The 18,348-nt window shown below is 38.7% G+C and carries 17 protein-coding genes; 7 read left to right on the forward strand and 10 right to left on the reverse strand.

The genetic code is table 11. The features are described from left to right. Nucleotides 1-30 precede the first annotated feature (30 nt). From groL to miaB, 9 genes are all read right to left on the reverse strand, one after another. Nucleotides 31-1,659, reverse strand: a complete 1,629-nt coding sequence (gene groL / locus OLM45_RS05370) for a chaperonin GroEL (RefSeq protein WP_129459859.1) — start codon at nt 1,657-1,659, stop codon at nt 31-33. Between the two features lie 41 nt (nt 1,660-1,700). Beyond that, nucleotides 1,701-1,976, reverse strand: a complete 276-nt coding sequence (groES, locus tag OLM45_RS05375) for a co-chaperone GroES (RefSeq protein ID WP_129459858.1) — start codon at nt 1,974-1,976, stop codon at nt 1,701-1,703. A gap of 141 nt (nt 1,977-2,117) precedes the next feature. Then, a complete protein-coding gene (secG, locus tag OLM45_RS05380) occupies nt 2,118-2,483 on the reverse strand; it encodes a preprotein translocase subunit SecG (RefSeq protein WP_264512595.1) in 366 nt (121 codons plus the stop codon). A 6-nt stretch (nt 2,484-2,489) separates the two neighbouring features. Then, entirely contained in the window at nt 2,490-3,335 is an 846-nt protein-coding gene (locus OLM45_RS05385; RefSeq protein ID WP_264512597.1) for a tetratricopeptide repeat protein, read from the reverse strand. 1 nt (nt 3,336) lies between these two features. Beyond that, nucleotides 3,337-3,837, reverse strand: a complete 501-nt coding sequence (locus tag OLM45_RS05390; protein WP_264512599.1) for an LptE family protein — start codon at nt 3,835-3,837, stop codon at nt 3,337-3,339. A gap of 49 nt (nt 3,838-3,886) precedes the next feature. Next, nucleotides 3,887-4,690, reverse strand: a complete 804-nt coding sequence (locus tag OLM45_RS05395) for a hypothetical protein (protein WP_264512601.1) — start codon at nt 4,688-4,690, stop codon at nt 3,887-3,889. A 52-nt stretch (nt 4,691-4,742) separates the two neighbouring features. After that, entirely contained in the window at nt 4,743-6,002 is a 1,260-nt protein-coding gene (locus tag OLM45_RS05400; RefSeq protein WP_264512603.1) for a sigma-54 interaction domain-containing protein, read from the reverse strand. 11 nt (nt 6,003-6,013) lie between these two features. Continuing rightward, the gene (locus OLM45_RS05405; RefSeq protein WP_264512605.1) at nt 6,014-6,517 is read right to left on the reverse strand and encodes a YcxB family protein; all 504 of its coding nucleotides are present in this window, start codon (nt 6,515-6,517) and stop codon (nt 6,014-6,016) included. Nucleotides 6,518-6,519: 2 nt separating this feature from the next. Beyond that, nucleotides 6,520-7,971 (reverse strand): tRNA (N6-isopentenyl adenosine(37)-C2)-methylthiotransferase MiaB, encoded by a 1,452-nt coding sequence (gene miaB / locus OLM45_RS05410; RefSeq protein ID WP_264512607.1) that lies wholly within the window; start codon nt 7,969-7,971, stop codon nt 6,520-6,522. A gap of 354 nt (nt 7,972-8,325) precedes the next feature. Between miaB and topA the strand changes: the two genes are divergently transcribed. The 7 genes from topA to OLM45_RS05445 all read left to right on the forward strand — a co-directional run bounded on the left by topA (nt 8,326) and on the right by OLM45_RS05445 (nt 17,988). Further along, nucleotides 8,326-10,842: a type I DNA topoisomerase gene (topA, locus tag OLM45_RS05415; protein ID WP_264512609.1), complete on the forward strand. Its 2,517-nt coding sequence runs from the start codon at nt 8,326-8,328 to the stop codon at nt 10,840-10,842. 5 nt (nt 10,843-10,847) lie between these two features. Continuing rightward, nucleotides 10,848-11,999, forward strand: a complete 1,152-nt coding sequence (locus tag OLM45_RS05420) for a formimidoylglutamase (protein ID WP_264512611.1) — start codon at nt 10,848-10,850, stop codon at nt 11,997-11,999. A 222-nt stretch (nt 12,000-12,221) separates the two neighbouring features. Then, nucleotides 12,222-13,628, forward strand: a complete 1,407-nt coding sequence (gldK, locus tag OLM45_RS05425; protein WP_129459848.1) for a gliding motility lipoprotein GldK — start codon at nt 12,222-12,224, stop codon at nt 13,626-13,628. A gap of 61 nt (nt 13,629-13,689) precedes the next feature. After that, nucleotides 13,690-14,319, forward strand: a complete 630-nt coding sequence (gene gldL / locus OLM45_RS05430; protein WP_264512613.1) for a gliding motility protein GldL — start codon at nt 13,690-13,692, stop codon at nt 14,317-14,319. Nucleotides 14,320-14,371: 52 nt separating this feature from the next. Continuing rightward, nucleotides 14,372-15,907 (forward strand): gliding motility protein GldM, encoded by a 1,536-nt coding sequence (gldM, locus tag OLM45_RS05435; protein ID WP_264512615.1) that lies wholly within the window; start codon nt 14,372-14,374, stop codon nt 15,905-15,907. A 41-nt stretch (nt 15,908-15,948) separates the two neighbouring features. Further along, nucleotides 15,949-16,860: a gliding motility protein GldN gene (gene gldN / locus OLM45_RS05440; protein ID WP_129459845.1), complete on the forward strand. Its 912-nt coding sequence runs from the start codon at nt 15,949-15,951 to the stop codon at nt 16,858-16,860. Between the two features lie 60 nt (nt 16,861-16,920). Then, nucleotides 16,921-17,988 (forward strand): NAD(P)/FAD-dependent oxidoreductase, encoded by a 1,068-nt coding sequence (locus OLM45_RS05445; RefSeq protein ID WP_264512617.1) that lies wholly within the window; start codon nt 16,921-16,923, stop codon nt 17,986-17,988. On the opposite strand, the gene OLM45_RS05450 is transcribed toward OLM45_RS05445, so the two are convergent. Then, complete coding sequence (locus tag OLM45_RS05450; protein WP_129459843.1) at nt 17,954-18,340, reverse strand: DUF983 domain-containing protein; 387 nt, start codon at nt 18,338-18,340, stop codon at nt 17,954-17,956. The genes OLM45_RS05445 and OLM45_RS05450 overlap by 35 nt on opposite strands. Nucleotides 18,341-18,348 lie beyond the last annotated feature (8 nt).

An 18,348-nucleotide genomic window follows, 5' to 3' on the forward strand; every position in this document is an offset into this window, starting at 1 on the left:
TCGGATTTTCTTTTATAATCAGTTGATGGATTACATCATTCCTGGCATTCCGCCGCCCATTGGCATGGCTGGAGCCGATTCCTCTTTAATTTCTACTAACGCACATTCCGTAGTTAAAATCATACCTGCTACAGAAGCGGCATTTTCTAAAGCTACACGGGTTACTTTTTTCGGGTCAATAATACCTGCTTTCAGCATGTCCACGTACTCATCGGTTTTGGCATTATAACCGAAATCACCTTTACCTTCTGCAACTTTTGCAACCACTACAGAACCTTCTAATCCTGCATTTTCAACAATGGTACGCAACGGTGCTTCAACCGCACGTGATACAATTTGAATACCCGTTGCTTCGTCTGCATTGTCGGGTTTTAGGTTGGCTAAAGCAGCTTTAGCACGTAACAAAGCTACACCACCACCCGCAACGATTCCTTCTTCAACAGCAGCACGAGTCGCGTGTAAGGCATCGTCTACACGGTCTTTTTTCTCTTTCATTTCCACTTCAGAAGCAGCACCAACATACAATACCGCAACACCACCGGCTAATTTCGCCAAACGTTCTTGCAATTTTTCACGATCGTAATCAGAAGTTGTGGTTTCAATTTGTGCTTTGATTTGGTTCACACGATTTTTAATCATGTCTGCATTTCCAGCACCGTTTACTAATGTTGTATTGTCTTTGTCGATGGTTACTTTTTCAGCAGTACCCAACATCTCTAAAGTAGCATTTTCTAGGGTAAATCCACTTTCTTCTGCAATCACCGTTCCGCCTGTTAGAATTGCAATGTCTTCCAACATCGCTTTTCTACGGTCACCAAAACCAGGAGCTTTAACAGCCGCAATTTTCAAAGCACCACGTAATTTATTGACTACTAATGTCGATAAGGCTTCACCGTCTACATCTTCCGCAATAATCAATAAAGGTTTGCCTGATTGTGCTACCGGCTCAAGGATTGGTAATAATTCTTTTAAGGAAGAAACTTTTTTATCGTATAACAAAATGTAAGGACGGTCCAAGTCTACTTCCATTTTTTCTGCATTGGTTACAAAATAAGGTGATAAATAACCACGGTCAAATTGCATACCTTCTACAACATCAACGTAAGTATCAGTTCCTTTCGCTTCTTCTACAGTGATTACTCCCTCTTTTCCAACTTTTGAAAAAGCGGTTGCAATTAAATCGCCAATTACATCGTCATTGTTTGCAGAAATCGAAGCTACTTGTTTGATTTTTTCAGAAGAGCTTCCTACTTCTTGGGATTGTTTGCCTAGATCAGCCACAATGCTTTCTACGGCTTTATCAATACCGCGTTTTAAATCCATCGGATTCGCACCTGCGGCTACGTTTTTCAAACCTTCTTTTACGATTGCTTGTGCCAATACGGTAGCGGTAGTAGTTCCATCACCGGCTAAATCATTGGTTTTTGAAGCGACTTCTTTCACCATTTGCGCCCCCATATTTTCAAGAGCGTCTTTCAATTCTACTTCTTTTGCAACAGAAACACCATCTTTGGTTACTGTTGGGCCTCCGAAAGATTTCGAAATGATTACGTTACGGCCTTTCGGACCTAAAGTTACTTTTACTGCATTTGCCAAGGCGTCTACACCACGTTTTAAACCGTCACGTGCTTCAATGTCAAATTTGATATCTTTTGCCATAGTTTTTAAAATTTGTTTGTTGAATTCAGTTAAACCTTACATTAAATAATCGCTAAGATGTCATCTTCACGCATGATCAAATAATCTTTGCCTTCATATTTGAGTTCGGTTCCGGCGTATTTTCCATACAACACCGTATCACCAACTTTCACTGTCATTGGGTGGTCTTGTTTACCATTTCCCACAGCAACAACAGTTCCTCGTTGTGGTTTTTCTTTTGCAGTATCTGGAATAATGATTCCTGCAGCAGTAGTAGTTTCTGCAGCTGCAGGCTCTACCAAAACACGGTCAGATAAGGGTTTAATGTTTAAAGCCATAATGAATTTATTTTTAAAAGTTAATTTTAAGTTTGACCTCCCTATTTCAGAAATTGTGCCAAGGGAAAAAAGGCTGTCAATTTTTCAGTTGAACTGACAGTTAATTATCGGGTAAAAAAAAAGTCCCAATCGGGACTCTTATTATTTTTTCTCCGGAGTGGCCGGTGTTTGCGTTGGAGTAGCAGTTTTATCGTCTGCTTTTTTCTCTGTCGCTTCGGCTTCGGTTGCAGGTTTCGACTGACTAGCATCGATAATTTTGTCATTATCACCCGCAGCTCCAGAGAAGCTTAAGCTGGATAACAATACTAAAAGAATCAAAGCTCCTCCTAAAACCCAAGTACTTTTATCTAAGAAATCAGTTGTTTTCTGAACGCCTCCTAATTGTTGTGTACCGCCGCCAATAGATGAAGATAATCCTCCACCTTTAGGGTTTTGTACCATAATTACGATAATCAATAGAAAACATACGATCGTAATCAAAACCAAAAAGATTGTAAATGTGCTCATTACTTATTAATTATTATTTTGTTGTATTAATTTAATTTCTTCAATTCGGTCTGCAAAGAAACTACTTTTTTCTGGATATTTCAAAATTAAAATTTCATAGGCTTGAATTGCCCGTTGGTATTTTTTTTGTTCCAAATAAACCTTGGCTAGTGTTTCTGTCATTAAGTAGCTTTTGTCTTCATTTTCAGCGAGTTTAGCTGTAGGAAGACTGTCTTTTGAAACTGCAGGAATCTTGGGATTGGTTTCGATAAACTTATCAATCAAGTCCAATTTCTTTTTCCGTTCGTCCGTTTCGGGGGGCTGAATTGGCGTTGGTGGCGACATTTCTTTCCGTTCAATCGGTTTTAAACGCGATAGTTGTAGCCATTCTTGAAAACTATGCTTTTCCGATGGGTTGAATTCCAGTGGTTTTCCAATACCCAATTTTTCTTCTGGTGATGCTGGAATTTCCTTTTCCGTTTCACCTGATTGTTTGATTGAGGTGCGTAAAGATTGCTCAATCGTGTTTTGGGGTTGTTCAGGAATGGAAATCGGCTCGACAATTTCCAAATCGATGACATCCATATTTAATAATTCGGCCACTTTTCGATCGTAAAGGGTGTTGTCAACCGTGACAAAATGATCTCCCGTGATAAAATCAAAGAGCACACTACGGTCTGTAGTGTAAGCCGCCGCCACCTTTAAAGCATGATTGTAGCGAAAACTATCTTGATTGTACAAATGTTTTAACCGTAACACCCGCGCACTTTGGAAATAAGGAAAGCTTTCCAAAATAGACTCCATTTCTTGGAATTGACGCTCGTTAATCGCGTATGGTTTGTTGATTAAATAGGTGTAGTCGGTTGTATTCATTTTACCACTTGGCTAAGGATTCATTAATGATGTCTTGCGTGATACGGGTAAAGATAAAGTCCACTACTTCGGTCAGTTTACTTCCTGTAAGTTGGGCATCTCCTTCATAATCTTGGTAAAATGAAAAACGTTTTTCAAAATTTTCCTCTTCTTTTTTGGCGTTGGAAAATTTGACTAAAACTGATATGGTAAGTCGGTTTTGGGATGCCGTATAATTTGCTGTTGCGGTCATGGGCGAAATGCGGTAATCCACAATTTCTCCCTCATATACTAAATCTGCATTGGAATTCGTGAGTCCGAGACTCGTCTGATTCTGAATGGCCTCTTGTAATTTGTTGGTAAATGTACGCTCAATTCCAGGTTCGACAATCGCAGCTGTATTTTGAAAATACTTGACTTGAACGGTTTTTGCGTCGGTTTGAATGCCTGTAAAACTATAACTCCCGCAGCCTGTAAAGCTGAGCGATAGTAGAAGGAAAAGGACGATTTTAACTGCTTTCATTGCCAAATTATAAGTCAGCTAAAATAGTAGATTTTTTGAAAAAAAACGATTAATTCGCGTAATAATACTCTTGGTACGATGTTAAATTTCCAGGGTTGTTATTTACAAATTCTTCCCCAATGAACAACATGGCTCTTTCGCTTGGAATGGCCCCGTATTCATAACGCAACGCCGCTGGATTGCCGTTTTGGCTAGCTTCAGGAACAGAAATAGAAGTAAATCCGTTGGCTAAGAAATCGGGTTCCATGAATGATTTGATAAGTGCAACAGGAGCAATCATAACCCCTAAATTAGTTTTATAAGTAGCACTTGTATTGTAGCTGTAATTTTTTGTAAAATTCGAAGAAGTAGATGTGCGTGCAAACGACATTAAATTCCCTGCCGTATAAAGCATTTGATAATTTGTAGTTGCAGTACCGTTGGTTTCTTTTACAAATGTTGCCATACGATCAGCATTTAAAGTCACTTCACGCGTAATGCCATTATTTGTGTAGCTATAGTTGCCTGTGTTTGTATTAAATGTGATGTCTGTGGTGTTGATTTTTGATACAATACCTGCCGCGTTGTAGGTGAAATTGTAAGTTGCCGTTACAGCACCGTTGGTGTATTTTGACCAACTTGTTACTTGGTTTTTATCGTTATAGGTATACGATTCGATGCGTTGTCCCGCGTTGTTCAGACATTCGTACAACTGACCTGTTGCAGAAAAATTCCATGTTTGTTCGTTAGCGGTATTTTTAAAAACGATTACTTTTTCAAGTCGAGGAGATGGTTCTTGCGTGATTGGAGTTTCATCATTAGAACACGATACAAAGCTTATTGCAAGCGCAAAAAGTAACATTAGATTTTTCATTTAAGATAGATTTGGACTTCGAAAATAGAAAGTGATTTCGATTCCCGCTAATTTACAGGTCAAACTGCTTAATTTTTCGATAAAGTGTACGTTCTGAGATGCCTAACTCGTCTGCAGCAGCTTTTCGTTTGCCTTTATTGCGCTCCAAAGCCTTCTTAATTAGTTCGATTTCTTTTTGTTCCAAGCGCAAAACTTCCTCTTCTTCAACGGTTTCGGCAAACAAGTAGTTTTGCTCCGTATCGTCGTCATGAAACTCTTCTTGCTGGGGTTCTACATGCGGTTGGTAAACCGCTACCGCAGGTTCAGCAGCAAAAACCGTATTATCTTCAGGTTTGCCGTATATTTTTTGAATCAAACTCGGATTAATGTCTTGGACGTTCTTGCCGTTTTTCATCAACTCCAAGGTGAGTTTTTTCAAATCATTTAAGTCGCTTTTCATGTCAAAAAGGACTTTGTAAAGAATGTCTCTTTCGTTTGAAAAATCACTATCCGATTTACTTTTTGAAACTACACTTGGTAAATTCCGATTGTCTAGAGGTAGGTAAGAGGCTAACGTAGAAGCACTGATGTCGCGTTTGGTTTCCAAAACCGAAATTTGTTCGGCGGCATTGCGCAACTGACGAATGTTTCCGCTCCAACGGTAATTCACCAAATAGCGAACCGCATCGTCTTCCAATTTGATGGGTGGCATTTTGTATTTGTGGGCAAAATCAGAAGCAAATTTTCGAAACAACAAATGAATGTCATCGGTACGTTCACGCAAAGGCGGCAATCCAATTTCAACCGTACTTAAACGATAGTACAAATCTTCACGAAATTTTCCTTTTTCAATGGCTTCGTGCATGTTGACATTGGTAGCGGCCACGATGCGAACATTCGTTTTTTGAACTTTGGACGAACCTACTTTGATAAACTCACCGTTTTCTAATACACGCAGTAATCGAACCTGTGTTGTTAACGGGAGTTCGCCCACTTCATCCAAGAAAATAGTTCCGCCGTCAGCTACTTCAAAATACCCTTCACGCGTATTGGTAGCTCCGGTAAACGAACCCTTTTCGTGTCCAAACAATTCACTGTCGATGGTGCCTTCTGGGATAGCTCCACAGTTTACGGCGATATATTTCCCGTGTTTGCGATGGGAGAGGGAATGAATGATTTTTGGAATACTTTCTTTTCCTACACCACTTTCACCAACAACCAATACGGAAATATCCGTGGGTGCCACTTGAATTGCTTTTTCTAAGGCACGGTTCAGTTTCGGATCATTTCCGATAATTTCAAAACGCTGTTTTATACTTTGAACACTTTCCATACTTCAGTGGATTAGAGCAATTTCTTTTTAATGGGTAACCCTTGAATCAATTGACGAATGGCAATGATGTCTTCCGGTTGTAATTTGTTTTTAAAAATGGGTAATGCGGCATTGCGTTGGACGTAAATAAACAACCAACTTTTGGTTTCTTTGACTTTATGAATTTCAGACCATTGGCGGTAGACATGAAAAGAATCTCCTTTTTGGTCAATCCCTTTCTCATCAAAACACAAATGCTGTATTTCTCTGTTTTTCGGATTTTCTGTGAGGTTGCGTTTCACACTCCACATCGTATATCCGTAGATGATTAACCAAATAAAAACTAAGATCAAGCCATGAAATGCCGATTCCCAGTATTCATTGGTTTTAAAATATATCGCTGAAAAAACGCTCAATCCAATCATTCCAAAAACAAAGACCAACAACACCTTTACCAAGGGTTTGTTGAACAGCATATACCGCGTAGCAGCTGCCATTTCTTTGAGTTCAGGTTGATAACTAAAGCGAATTTCCATGGTTAGGATTGCATTTTTTCTGAATAGCTTACTGCTTCACCAATCAAGGTAGCCGAAGTACAATCGGTTACTTTAACCATTACAAAATCGCCGGGTTTGTAATTTTCTTTGGGGAAAACCACTACCGTGTTTTGCGAGTTTCTTCCACTCCAATGGGCATCGGAACGTTTCGATTCTTTTTCAATTAAAACTTCGACTTCTTGACCCACAAAACGGCGGGTACGTTCCCAACCTAATTTTTGTTGGAGCGCGATGATTTCGTTCAAACGGCGTTTCTTCACTTCTTCGGGCACATCGTCTTCCATTTTACGTGCGGCCAATGTTCCTGGACGTTCCGAATAAGCAAACATGAATCCGAAGTCGTATTTAGCGTGTTCCATGAGCGAAAGCGTATCTTGATGATCTTCTTCTGTCTCAGTAGGAAAACCAGAAATCATGTCTTGCGACAACGAAATTTCGGGGATGATTTCATAGATTTTATCGACTAAGGCCATGTATTCTTCGCGAGTATGTTGGCGATTCATGGCTTCCAGTATGCGTGTGCTTCCACTTTGAACGGGAAGGTGAATGTATTTGCAAATATTATGGTGTTTCGCCATAGTTTCAATCACTTCAATATGCATATCCTGCGGATTGGAAGTGGAAAAGCGAAAACGCATTTTTGGAAATTGTGTCGCGCACATGTCCAAGAGTTGGGCAAAATCTACAGCCGTTGCTTTTTGCATTTCGGTCGCTTTGACAAAGTCTTTTTTCAAGCCACCGCCATACCATAAATAACTGTCCACATTTTGACCCAATAAAGTCACTTCTTTGAACCCTTTATTCCATAGATCCTGAATTTCTTCAAGGATACTTTGGGGCTCCCGACTGCGTTCACGTCCACGCGTAAAAGGAACTACACAGAAGGTGCACATATTGTCACAACCGCGTGTGATCGATACAAAAGCATTCACACCATTGCTATTCAAACGCACAGGCGCAATATCGCCATAGGTTTCTTCTTTGGACAAAATCACATTGATGGCATCGCGACCGTCTTCCACTTCTTTTAATAAGTTCGGAATATCTTTGTAGGCATCAGGACCTACCACCATGTCTACGATTTTTTCTTCATCCAAGAATTTTTCTTTCAATCGTTCAGCCATACAACCCAAAACACCCACTTTCATGGAAGGATTGATTTTTTTAACTGCATTATATTGTTCTAAACGTTTGCGAACGGTCTGCTCGGCTTTGTCGCGAATGGAACAGGTGTTCACCAATACCAAGTCAGCTTCTTCCAGATTTTGAGTTGTATTGTACCCTTCATTTGCCAAAATTGAAGCTACAATCTCACTGTCAGAGAAATTCATCTGACAGCCGTAGCTTTCAATAAACATTTTTTTAGTGTTGCCTTTGCGTTCATCCAGAATCATGCTCTGACCTTGGATGCTTTCATTAATTTCTTTTTCCATCAATGTAGTGCCGTTCAATTGCGTGAAACGGACTGCAAAGATAATACTAAAATCAAAATTTATGACAAGATGGCAGTGTTAAACTCGTTTTTACTTTTTGGTTGTATATATATAATAGGTGTAACGCGTTTATAAATTTTTGTGAGTAAATGTCAAGTTTAGATTTTTTTACCAATTGAATTCTGTAGTTCAATATAGAATCTTTAGCCTTGAATAATAATTTTTTCAACCATAAAAATGCTGTTTTTCAAGGTGTTTCCCTAGTTTTTACACACAATAAGAAAGGCCTGAATCGTGTAACCTTTTATGATTTATAAAAAAAAGGGCTACTTTTGCCCCAAATAAAAGTATAGCATGGCAAAGAATTTAGTGATTGTTGAGTCGCCTGCCAAGGCAAAAACCATTGAAAAATTTCTCGGGAAAGAATTTCAAGTGGAATCCAGTTATGGTCATATTGCCGATTTACCTTCCAAGGAAATTGGGGTGGATGTGAGTAACGGATTCAAACCCAAATATGAAGTTTCTCCCGATAAAAAAGCATTGGTGAAAAAACTCAAGGATCTTGCTAAATCGGCTGAAGTCGTTTGGTTGGCTTCCGATGAGGACCGCGAGGGAGAGGCCATTTCTTGGCACTTGGCGGAAGAACTAAAATTGGACCAAAACAAAACCAAGCGTATTGTTTTTCATGAGATTACGAAAACTGCCATTCAAAAAGCGATTGAGAATCCGAGAGGAATCGATTATAATTTAGTCAACGCCCAACAAGCACGCCGTGTATTGGACCGTTTGGTGGGGTATGAATTGTCACCCGTACTTTGGAAAAAAGTGAAAAGCGGTTTGTCTGCGGGTCGGGTACAATCCGTTTCGGTGCGTTTAATTGTGGAACGCGAACGCGAAATCCAAGAATTTAAACCCGAAGCGTCGTATAGCATTTCCGCTGAATTCACGAACGAAGAAGGTAAAGTAGTAAAAGCGAAATTGTCTAAAAATTTTGCTACACGTCAACAAGCGGAAGCGTTTTTGCAAAATAATATGGCGTCCACGTACCAAGTAGGCGACTTAGAAACCAAACCTGCTAAGAAATCACCCGCACCACCATTTACAACGTCTACCTTACAACAAGAGGCCGCGCGTAAATTGTATTTGCCGGTGGGTATTACGATGCAAATTGCACAGCGTTTGTATGAAGCGGGGTTGATTACCTATATGAGAACGGATAGTGTCAACTTATCTCAAGAGGCGATGGCTGCTGCAAAAGCCGAAATTTCTCGTTCGTATGGACCTGAATTTAGTAAACCGCGAAATTTCAATACCAAATCAAAAGGGGCTCAAGAAGCGCACGAAGCGATTCGTCCTACGGATATGTCGCGTCATACCGTTGATATTGATCGCGATCAAGCGCGTTTGTATGATTTGATTTGGAAACGCACCTTGGCTTCACAAATGAGTGATGCCGAATTAGAGCGCACCAATGTTAAGATTGTTGCCAACAACCATTCTGAACAATTTGTGGCTTCAGGGGAAGTCATCAAGTTTGAAGGCTTCTTAAAAGTGTATTTGGAAGGTCATGATGACGATGAAGAAGAACAAGAAGGCATGTTGCCCGCTATGAAAGTTGGGGAACGCATGTTGAATCAATGGATTACAGCAACGGAACGTTTTTCACGTCCGCCGAGTCGTTACACGGAAGCTTCTTTAGTGAAAAAACTGGAAGAACTCGGAATCGGTCGTCCTTCAACTTATGCACCGACAATCTCAACTATCATTGGTCGTAATTATGTTGAGAAAGGAAGCTTTGAAGGGCAAGAGCGCAGTTACCAGCAATTAACCTTGAAGCAAGGGAAGCTATTGGCACAAACTTTAACGGAAAATGTAGGTTCAGATAAAGGGAAGTTAGTGCCAACCGATATCGGAACGATTGTAAATGATTTCTTGGTTAAAAATTTCGATACCATTTTAGATTATAATTTCACGGCGAAAGTCGAACAAGATTTTGACGATATTGCAGAAGGGAACCGCGATTGGGCCGCCATGATGAATGATTTCTATAATCATTTTCATCCCAATGTAGTGGATGTAGAGCAAAATGCAGATCGCGAAAGTGGGGAACGCATTTTGGGTGTTGATCCCAAATCAGGGAAACCCGTTTCTGTTCGTTTGGGTAAATTCGGACCCATGGCGCAAATTGGTGATGCCGAAGATGAAAACAAGCAGTTTGCAAGTTTACGTCAAGATCAAAATATTGGAACCGTGAGTTTAGAAGAAGTGTTGAATTTATTCGAACTTCCCAAAAAACTGGGTGTATATGAAGGAGAAGAGGTTGAAGTTAATAATGGCCGCTTCGGACCTTATGTTCGTTTTGGGAAACAATTCATTTCTTTACCCAAAGGAATGGATCCGATGGACACCACTTTTGAAATCGCGCAACGTTTGATTGAAGAAAAAAATCAAGCGGATGCTCCAATTGGAGAATATGAGGGAATGCCAGTTCAAAAAGGAGTTGGGCGTTTCGGACCTTTTATTAAATGGAACGGCATGTTCATTAATGTGAATAAGAAATACAATTTTGATCATTTGTCTGCAGCTGATATTAAAGAGTTGATTGTAGATAAACTTCAAAAAGAAGAAGAAAAGGTATTGCAAGATTGGCCAGCTGAGGGCATTCGTATTGAAAAAGCCCGTTGGGGACGATCTGTGATTTTGAAAGGAAAAATCAAAATTGAATTAAGCAAAGACGTGGATGCTTCGAAGTTGTCTTTAGAAGAAGTAAAAGAGATGATTGAAAAAAAAGCACCCGCTAAAAAAGCGACAGCCAAAAAGACTACAGCTAAAAAAACAACTGCTAAAAAAACAACTGCTAAAAAGAAATAAATTACATGGAATTTGACTTTCTCTCTCCGCTAGATACTGATTTAGTGATTGATATCAAACGATTATCATCACAACATTTATCGAGTAAAGTTGTTTTTCATACCCAAGAAGAATTTCCCGATATCCAAAAAGTAGATATTGCTATTGTAGGAGTTCCTGAAAATAGAGGTTCACAGTTTTATGTAGAACACGAAGATTTGTCGGAGATTCGTTTGGAGTTGTACCGACTTTTTCCGGGGAATTGGAACAAAACCATTGCCGATATGGGCGATATTAATCCGGGGAATTCTCCAGAGGACACCTATTTTGCAGTGAGTAAAGTTATTTCCAGGTTGTTAAAAAACAAAGTGATTCCCATTGTAATTGGCGGTTCGCAGGATCTTACCTATGCCGTTTACCGCGGGTATGACGATTTGGAACAAATGGTGAATTTGGTTTCCATTGATAATCGTTTCGACTTTGGAAAGCAAGACGATACTATTCCAGCTTTATCCTATTTGTCAAAAATGATTGTTGAAGAACCTACAAATCTGTTTAATTATAGTAATGTGGGGTTTCAAACCTATTATAATTCGCAAGAAGAAATTGATTTGGTTGAAAAATTATATTTCGATGCCTACCGATTGGGCGAAGTTTGTAATAATATCGCCATTGCAGAGCCAGTATTCAGAGATGCAGATTTGGTAAGTTTGGATTTGACAGCAGTAAAATCAGCTGATTCTGGGAATTTCATCAATTTTCAACCTAACGGATTTAATGGGAAAGAGATTTGTGCCTTAGCACGTTATGCGGGGATTAGTGATAAAGTAAGTGCTTTCGGTATTTTTAATCATCAAGCTACGCGACAAGAAGCACCGTTGATTGCACAAATTATTTGGTACTTTATTGAAGGTGTCAATTATCGGTCAAACGAGTACCCATTTGGAAGCAGAGAGCATTATTTAAAATACATAGTGCCTTTCGAAGAAGAGGAAATTGTGTTTTTCAAAAGCAATAAAACCGACCGTTGGTGGATCGAAGTTCCATTTTTTTCAAATGTGCACAATAAGCTTCATAAAAATACGTTAATGCCTTGTACACACGAAGACTATTTGGCGGCTTGCAACCAAGAATTCCCTGAACGCTGGTGGAAGGCACAACGAAAAAGTATTCTGTAGTAAATTTAGATAATAATTGTAAGAAAAATAATATAAAAAAGCGCTTTTTTGCAATTTAGCGATTAAAAAATGCATTTTATCGACAAAATCCCATTGTGGATTCAAGTTAAATTGTATTTTTGGATTGCGTATCAAAATTTAAGAAATAAATAATTGTTTTTTTCAAAAATTATAGATAGGTTTACGGCCTCAAAAAAAATAACATAAATTAACCCAAATTATATGAAGAAGTTCATTGCGTTTGCATCTGTATTAACTCTGTTAGCTAGCTGTGGAAAGTCCAGTGACAAGGGCGAATTAGTAGGAGTAAAGGGTAAGAAATGGCATCCAGAGAAACCTTACGGAATGACATTAGTTCCAGGAGGAGCTTATATCATGGGTAAGTCGGATGACGATTTAGCCAATGTACAAGATGCGCCTACTAAAACGGTTACAGTTCGTTCCTTTTATATGGATGAAACTGAAATTACCAATAGTGAGTACCGTCAATTCGTAGAATGGGTTAAAGATTCCATTATTCGTGTGCGTTTAGCTATTCTTGCTGATGAAGTAGGGGTGAAGCCAGGTGCTGGTAAAGGTGGAAAAGGCGGTGGAAGTATAGGTGACTTTGCTTTCAACGATCAAGATCCTGCTAAAATGACGCCATACGATAAATACATGTATGAGAATTACTACAGCGTGGGAACCCCTGATGATCCGTATGCGGGTAGACGATTAAATCGTAAAGTAAAATTAATCACAGATACTAAGAAATATCCAGATGAGTATTACGTAGAAGTAATGGATTCTATGTATTTACCAGCTACAGAATCCTATAATGGATTGCGTACTATCGATGTGAATAAATTGGTTTTCCGTTATTCATGGATGGATATTCAAGCGGCTGCAAAAGCAAAAGTGGGTAAGCGTAGTAAGTTCATCCGTAACGAGAAAACGCCAGTTTATCCAGATACAACAACATGGATTAAAGATTTTGCATATTCGTACAATGAACCAATGCACAATGATTACTTCTGGCACCAAGCGTATGGGGATTATCCTGTAGTGGGTGTGAACTGGAAGCAAGCGAAAGCATTTTGTGCTTGGAGAACATTAAATAAGAATGTGTATATCAAGTCAAAGAAAAAAGGAAGAGATTTAGTGAACTCTTTCCGTTTACCAACCGAAGCAGAATGGGAATATGCTGCTCGCGGTGGTCTAGAATCAGCGACTTATCCTTGGGGAGGTCCTTATGCTAAAAATGACAGAGGTTGTTTTATGGCTAACTTTAAACCTAACCGTGGAGATTACGCTGCTGACCAAGCACTTTACACAGTGGAAGCTAAATCATTCCAACCAAACGGTTACAACTTGTATAATATGTCAGGAAACGTAGCAGAATGGACAGATTCATCGTATGACGCGGCTGCTTACGAATACGTTTCTACGATGAACCCTAACGTGCCGGATACTTCAAACAAGCGTAAGGTAGTTCGTGGAGGTTCCTGGAAAGATGTTGCTTATTTCCTACAAGTAGGTACACGTGATTTCGAATACCAAGATACAGCTAGAAGTTACATCGGATTCCGTACTGTTCAAGATTACATGGGTACGCAAGTAACCGGTAACGCAGGTAAAGGAAGACGCTAATCAAATTTGTATATTAACTAACTTAATTATATTAAACTTAACTAACTAAATTATTATTATTATGGGACTATTACCACCTAGAGTTATGAATTTCACCTATGGTATGGGTGCAGCTGTTGTAATCGTTGGAGCGTTATTCAAATTGATGCACTGGCCAGGTGCTAGTTTGATGCTTATCGTAGGATTAAGTACAGAAGCGTTGATCTTCGGTCTTTCTGCTTTTGATGCTCCTGAAAAAGAATTAGACTGGTCTTTAGTTTATCCTGAATTAGCAGGTGGTCAAGCTAAAGCTCGTGAGAAAAAAGAAAGCCCAGCTGAAGCACAAGGTATGTTATCTCAAAAATTGGATAACTTATTAAAAGAAGCTAAAATCGATGGTGAATTGATGGCTAGCTTAGGAAACAGTATCAAAAACTTTGAAGGAGCTGCTAAAGCAATTTCTCCAACTGTGGATTCTGTAGCTTCAACTAAAAAATATGCTGAAGAAATGACGAAAGCGGCTACGCAATTAGAAACATTGAATAGCTTATACCAAGTTCAATTGCAAGCAGCTGAGAGAAATGCTCAAATCAACAACGAAGTTGCTGAAAATAACTTAAAATTAAAAGATCAAATGCAATCATTAGCATCCAACTTACAGTCATTAAACTCTGTATACGGTGGTATGTTAACTGCAATGAGCAACCGATAATTAGTTTTAAACGCTCATATTTATTTTAACGAATTAAAACTAATTAGAAGAAATGGCAGGAGGAAAATTAACCCCTAGACAGAAGATGATTAACCTGATGTACTTGGTTTTCATCGCGATGTTGGCATTGAACATGTCGAAAGAGGTTCTTTCGGCGTTCGGTTTGATGGACGAAAAATTTGAAGAAGTTAACGCAGGTGCTAAAAAAGCCAACGAAGATATGTTGAAAGTTTTAGCATCGAAAGCTGAAGAAAATGCAAACTTTAAAGCAGCATTAGATCAAGCGAATCGTGTTAAAGAAATTTCAAAAACATTCTACGAATATTTAGAAAATGTAAAAGGTGAAATCACGAAAGATTTCCCTTTGGATGAGAAAACAGGTAAATTACCTTATGAAGCCATGGATAAGTCAAACATTGACGAGAAATGGTTCAAAGGTGATGGGTATTCTCCAAAAGGAAATGAAATTGTAGGTGCTTTTGCTAAATATTTAGCAGACATGAAAGCGGTATTGGGAGAAAATGTAAAATTGACTCCAATTGTTCGCGAATTAGATGCTAAATTCAGCACTAAAGACGTTAAAGATGGTGAAGGGGTAACTAAAAAATATTTAGATTATCACTTTAAAGGTTTCCCAGCAGTGGCAACTCTATCCAAATTAGCGTTAACGCAAAATGACATCAAGAAAGCAGAAGCGGATATCTATCAAATTTTGTTAGGTAAAGCGGCTATCGAAACGATGTCGTTGAAAAACTTCCAAGCGATTGTTGCTTTAGACAAAAACGTTTATTTCCAAGGAGAACAAGTTACAGGTAAAGTGGTTATCGGTAAATACGATGAGAACGTAAAAGTAGCTAGTTTCAAAGGTCCTGGTAAAATTGTAAACGGTCAAGCAGTAATCAGTTCTACAGCTGGTAGCATTGGTGAGCAAAACTTAAACGGAAGCTTTACTTTCATGGAAGACGGTAAACCAGTTAATTTACCTTTCGAAGGGAAATACGTGGTAGTTCCTCGTCCAAACAATGCTAACATTTCTGCAGATAAGATGAATGTGGTTTACCGTGGTTTACCTAACCCAATGACTATTTCTATCGCGGGTATTTCGGATAACAATGTAACAGCTACAGCTGCTGGATTGAAAAATTTAGGTAAAGGAAAATACGATTTAAATCCAGGTGCAGGAACTGAAGTAGTTATCAATGTTACTGGTAAAATGACAGACGGTAAATCTGTAACAGATAGAAAAGTATTCCGTATCAAAAACATCCCTGCTCCACTAGGTGCAATTGGAGGTACTCCAGGTGTTCAAAAAGGTGCTAAATCACGTTTACAAGCGTCACAGATTTCTGCAGTATTGCCAGACTTCTTATATGACTTGAAATTCCGTGTAACTCAATTTGTATTCAAAGTACCAGGACAAGCTTCTATCGTAGTTAATGGTGATCGTTTAAGTCCACAATGTATTGCTGCTTTAGCAAGAGTATCTAAAGGTGACCAAGTTACTATTTCAGATATCAAGTCCAAAGTAGATGGTGCAGGATCAATTGATGTTAAAACTGCTGCTCCAGCAATCTACGAAATACAATAATGCTTAATTAAAGCCGTTGTATCATAAATAACTGAATTAAAATGAAATTGAAAAACCTTTTATTAATTGCCATCGGAGTGTTAGGAACTACAGTTTCTGCGCAATCGAATTTATTGAATGCCAAAACTCCGGATGAAATCGGTAAAAAAACGGCTGCTCAGTTGGAATCCGATAATGACAAACCGCTACCTTACGGTTATGTTCACGATCGTGATGTATTAATGGGTAAAATGATTTGGGAACAAATTGATTTGGATGAACGTATCAATTTTCCATTATATTATCCAGTAGATACAGCCTTCGTTGGGAAAGATCGTCGTTCTTTATTCGCTGTCTTGTTGAAAGGTATTAAAGATGGAAAGATTACCGAAGTTTACGGTGATGACTATTTCAATACCAAGAAAACGTTGAAAGATATGGAATCAGTGTTCAAATTTATTGATACTACTGATGCTGGTAAAGACGAAATCAACAACTATTACGATGATTATAAATCGGGTAGAAAGGTTTTGGATAAACAGTTTATTAATGAAACTGAATTGGATGCTTCTGATATATCGGGTTATAAAGTAAAAGGATTTTGGTATTTTGACAAACGTCAGAGTGAATTAAAATACCGTTTAATGGCTATTTGTCCCTTAGCAGTAGAAGCACGTGATAAAGCGAGAGGTAATAATGATCCTATCGAATTATTTTGGGTATACTTCCCATCTGTTCGAGGATTGTTGCATGATGCAAAAGCTTTCAACGATCGAAATTCGGCCATGCCCATTACGTTTGACCATTTGCTAAATACGCGCCGATTCAATGGTGTGATTTATAAAGAAGAAAACGTATATGGTGACCGTACGATTCAAGATTATATGAAAGACAATGCACAAACGCAACTTCTTGAAGCGGAACGTGTGAAAGAAAAAATCCGCAACTTTGAACAAGATATGTGGAACTACTAAAAAGTTTTTCAATCAACAACATAGAAAACTCCTACCTTTGGTGGGAGTTTTTTTTTGACCATGAAAGTAGATTATCTCATAGTAGGAGCGGGTTTAGCGGGTATCGCCTTTGCACAGTTTTGTCGCCAAAACAATAAAACCTTTATAGTGATTAGTGATGAATCACAAAATTCATCGCGTATAGCTGGCGGACTCTATAATCCAGTAGTTTTAAAACGCTTCAGCGCAGTTTGGCAAGCGCAAGAACAACTTGATTTAGCAGTACCTTTTTATAAGCAAATAGAATCAGATATACAGGATACAGTTGATTTTCCATTACCATTATATCGTATTTTTCACTCCGTAGAGGAACAGAACAATTGGTTCACTGCGGCAGACAAACCCAATTTGACCCCTTTTCTTTCCACAACGTTACTACAAACCAAGATTTCAAATATTAATGCACCCCTTGGATTTGGTCATGTCTTGCATTGTGGTTATGTGGATACGACTACTTTAGTGAATAAGTATATCAAATTATTAGAATGTAGCCAACAGTTCCGGTCAGAACGATTGGATTATTCTCAATTACAAATTAGAGATAAGGATGTAACCTATGGCGAAATACAAGCACAACACATCATTTTTGCAGAAGGCTTTGGCGTGCATCAAAATCCCTTTTTCAACTATTTGCCGCTTGATGGAACCAAAGGGGAACTTCTGCTTATTAAAGCACCTGATTTAAAATTGGAACAAATCATCAAATCTGGAGTTTTTGTATTACCTGTAGGGGAAGATTTATACAAAGTAGGAGCTACTTACAATTGGGAAGATAAAACAGCAATTCAGACACAAGAAGCAAGAAAAGAACTCCTGGAGGATTTGGATTCTTTTTTACAATGCGACTATGAAGTTATAGAACACTATGCGGGCGTTCGACCCACAGTGAAAGACCGCAGACCTTTAGTAGGGACGCATCCCGATTTTGATCGCCTTCATGTGTTAAACGGTTTAGGAACGCGAGGCGTCATGTTGGGTCCGGCCATGGCCAAAGCCTTATTTGAACATATTGAAAAAGGGACCCCATTGGATCCCTATATTGATATTAAGCGCGTTAAGAATGTTCCTTCCAATCCTTATCGTAGTTGACAAAGAGATTGATATATATGTTTCTCGCAATTCGAGCAGTTACCGGCATTAAAACCAAAATGCCAATACCCAATGAGATGAATGAAACTTTGGTAGACAATCCCAGAAATAATTTAGTAATCACAAAAATGGCAACGCCAAACGCTATAGAAACGGCATATGCAACATACATAGCACCATAAAAGAACGAAGGTTCAATTTCATAATGTAAATGGCAGTGACTGCATTCTTCATGCATATCATAAATTGTCTTGAGTTTGTAGGGGTTTTTCTCTACATACATATTTTCTTCTTGACAACGAGGACAACTTCCTGTTAAAATACTATTGATTTTCCAGCCTTTTTTTAACATTTGCAAAA

It is taken from the genome of Flavobacterium sp. N1719, assembly GCF_025947045.1.
GTDB classification, from domain to species: domain Bacteria; phylum Bacteroidota; class Bacteroidia; order Flavobacteriales; family Flavobacteriaceae; genus Flavobacterium; species Flavobacterium stagni.

Excerpts from the sequence above, each read along its gene's own strand:
- OLM45_RS05400 (WP_264512603.1), bottom strand. The coding sequence starts at position 6,002 with ATGGAAAGTGTTCAAAGTATAAAACAGCGTTTTGAAATTATCGGAAAT.
- OLM45_RS05385 (WP_264512597.1), bottom strand. The coding sequence starts at position 3,335 with ATGAATACAACCGACTACACCTATTTAATCAACAAACCATACGCGATT.
- gldN (WP_129459845.1), top strand. The coding sequence starts at position 15,949 with ATGAAATTGAAAAACCTTTTATTAATTGCCATCGGAGTGTTAGGAACT.
- secG (WP_264512595.1), bottom strand. The coding sequence starts at position 2,483 with ATGAGCACATTTACAATCTTTTTGGTTTTGATTACGATCGTATGTTTT.
- topA (WP_264512609.1), top strand. The coding sequence starts at position 8,326 with ATGGCAAAGAATTTAGTGATTGTTGAGTCGCCTGCCAAGGCAAAAACC.
- groES (WP_129459858.1), bottom strand. The coding sequence starts at position 1,976 with ATGGCTTTAAACATTAAACCCTTATCTGACCGTGTTTTGGTAGAGCCT.
- OLM45_RS05445 (WP_264512617.1), top strand. The coding sequence starts at position 16,921 with ATGAAAGTAGATTATCTCATAGTAGGAGCGGGTTTAGCGGGTATCGCC.
- OLM45_RS05390 (WP_264512599.1), bottom strand. The coding sequence starts at position 3,837 with ATGAAAGCAGTTAAAATCGTCCTTTTCCTTCTACTATCGCTCAGCTTT.
- OLM45_RS05395 (WP_264512601.1), bottom strand. The coding sequence starts at position 4,690 with ATGAAAAATCTAATGTTACTTTTTGCGCTTGCAATAAGCTTTGTATCG.
- OLM45_RS05420 (WP_264512611.1), top strand. The coding sequence starts at position 10,848 with ATGGAATTTGACTTTCTCTCTCCGCTAGATACTGATTTAGTGATTGAT.
- miaB (WP_264512607.1), bottom strand. The coding sequence starts at position 7,971 with ATGGAAAAAGAAATTAATGAAAGCATCCAAGGTCAGAGCATGATTCTG.
- gldM (WP_264512615.1), top strand. The coding sequence starts at position 14,372 with ATGGCAGGAGGAAAATTAACCCCTAGACAGAAGATGATTAACCTGATG.
- gldL (WP_264512613.1), top strand. The coding sequence starts at position 13,690 with ATGGGACTATTACCACCTAGAGTTATGAATTTCACCTATGGTATGGGT.
- groL (WP_129459859.1), bottom strand. The coding sequence starts at position 1,659 with ATGGCAAAAGATATCAAATTTGACATTGAAGCACGTGACGGTTTAAAA.
- gldK (WP_129459848.1), top strand. The coding sequence starts at position 12,222 with ATGAAGAAGTTCATTGCGTTTGCATCTGTATTAACTCTGTTAGCTAGC.
- OLM45_RS05405 (WP_264512605.1), bottom strand. The coding sequence starts at position 6,517 with ATGGAAATTCGCTTTAGTTATCAACCTGAACTCAAAGAAATGGCAGCT.
- OLM45_RS05450 (WP_129459843.1), bottom strand. The coding sequence starts at position 18,340 with ATGTTAAAAAAAGGCTGGAAAATCAATAGTATTTTAACAGGAAGTTGT.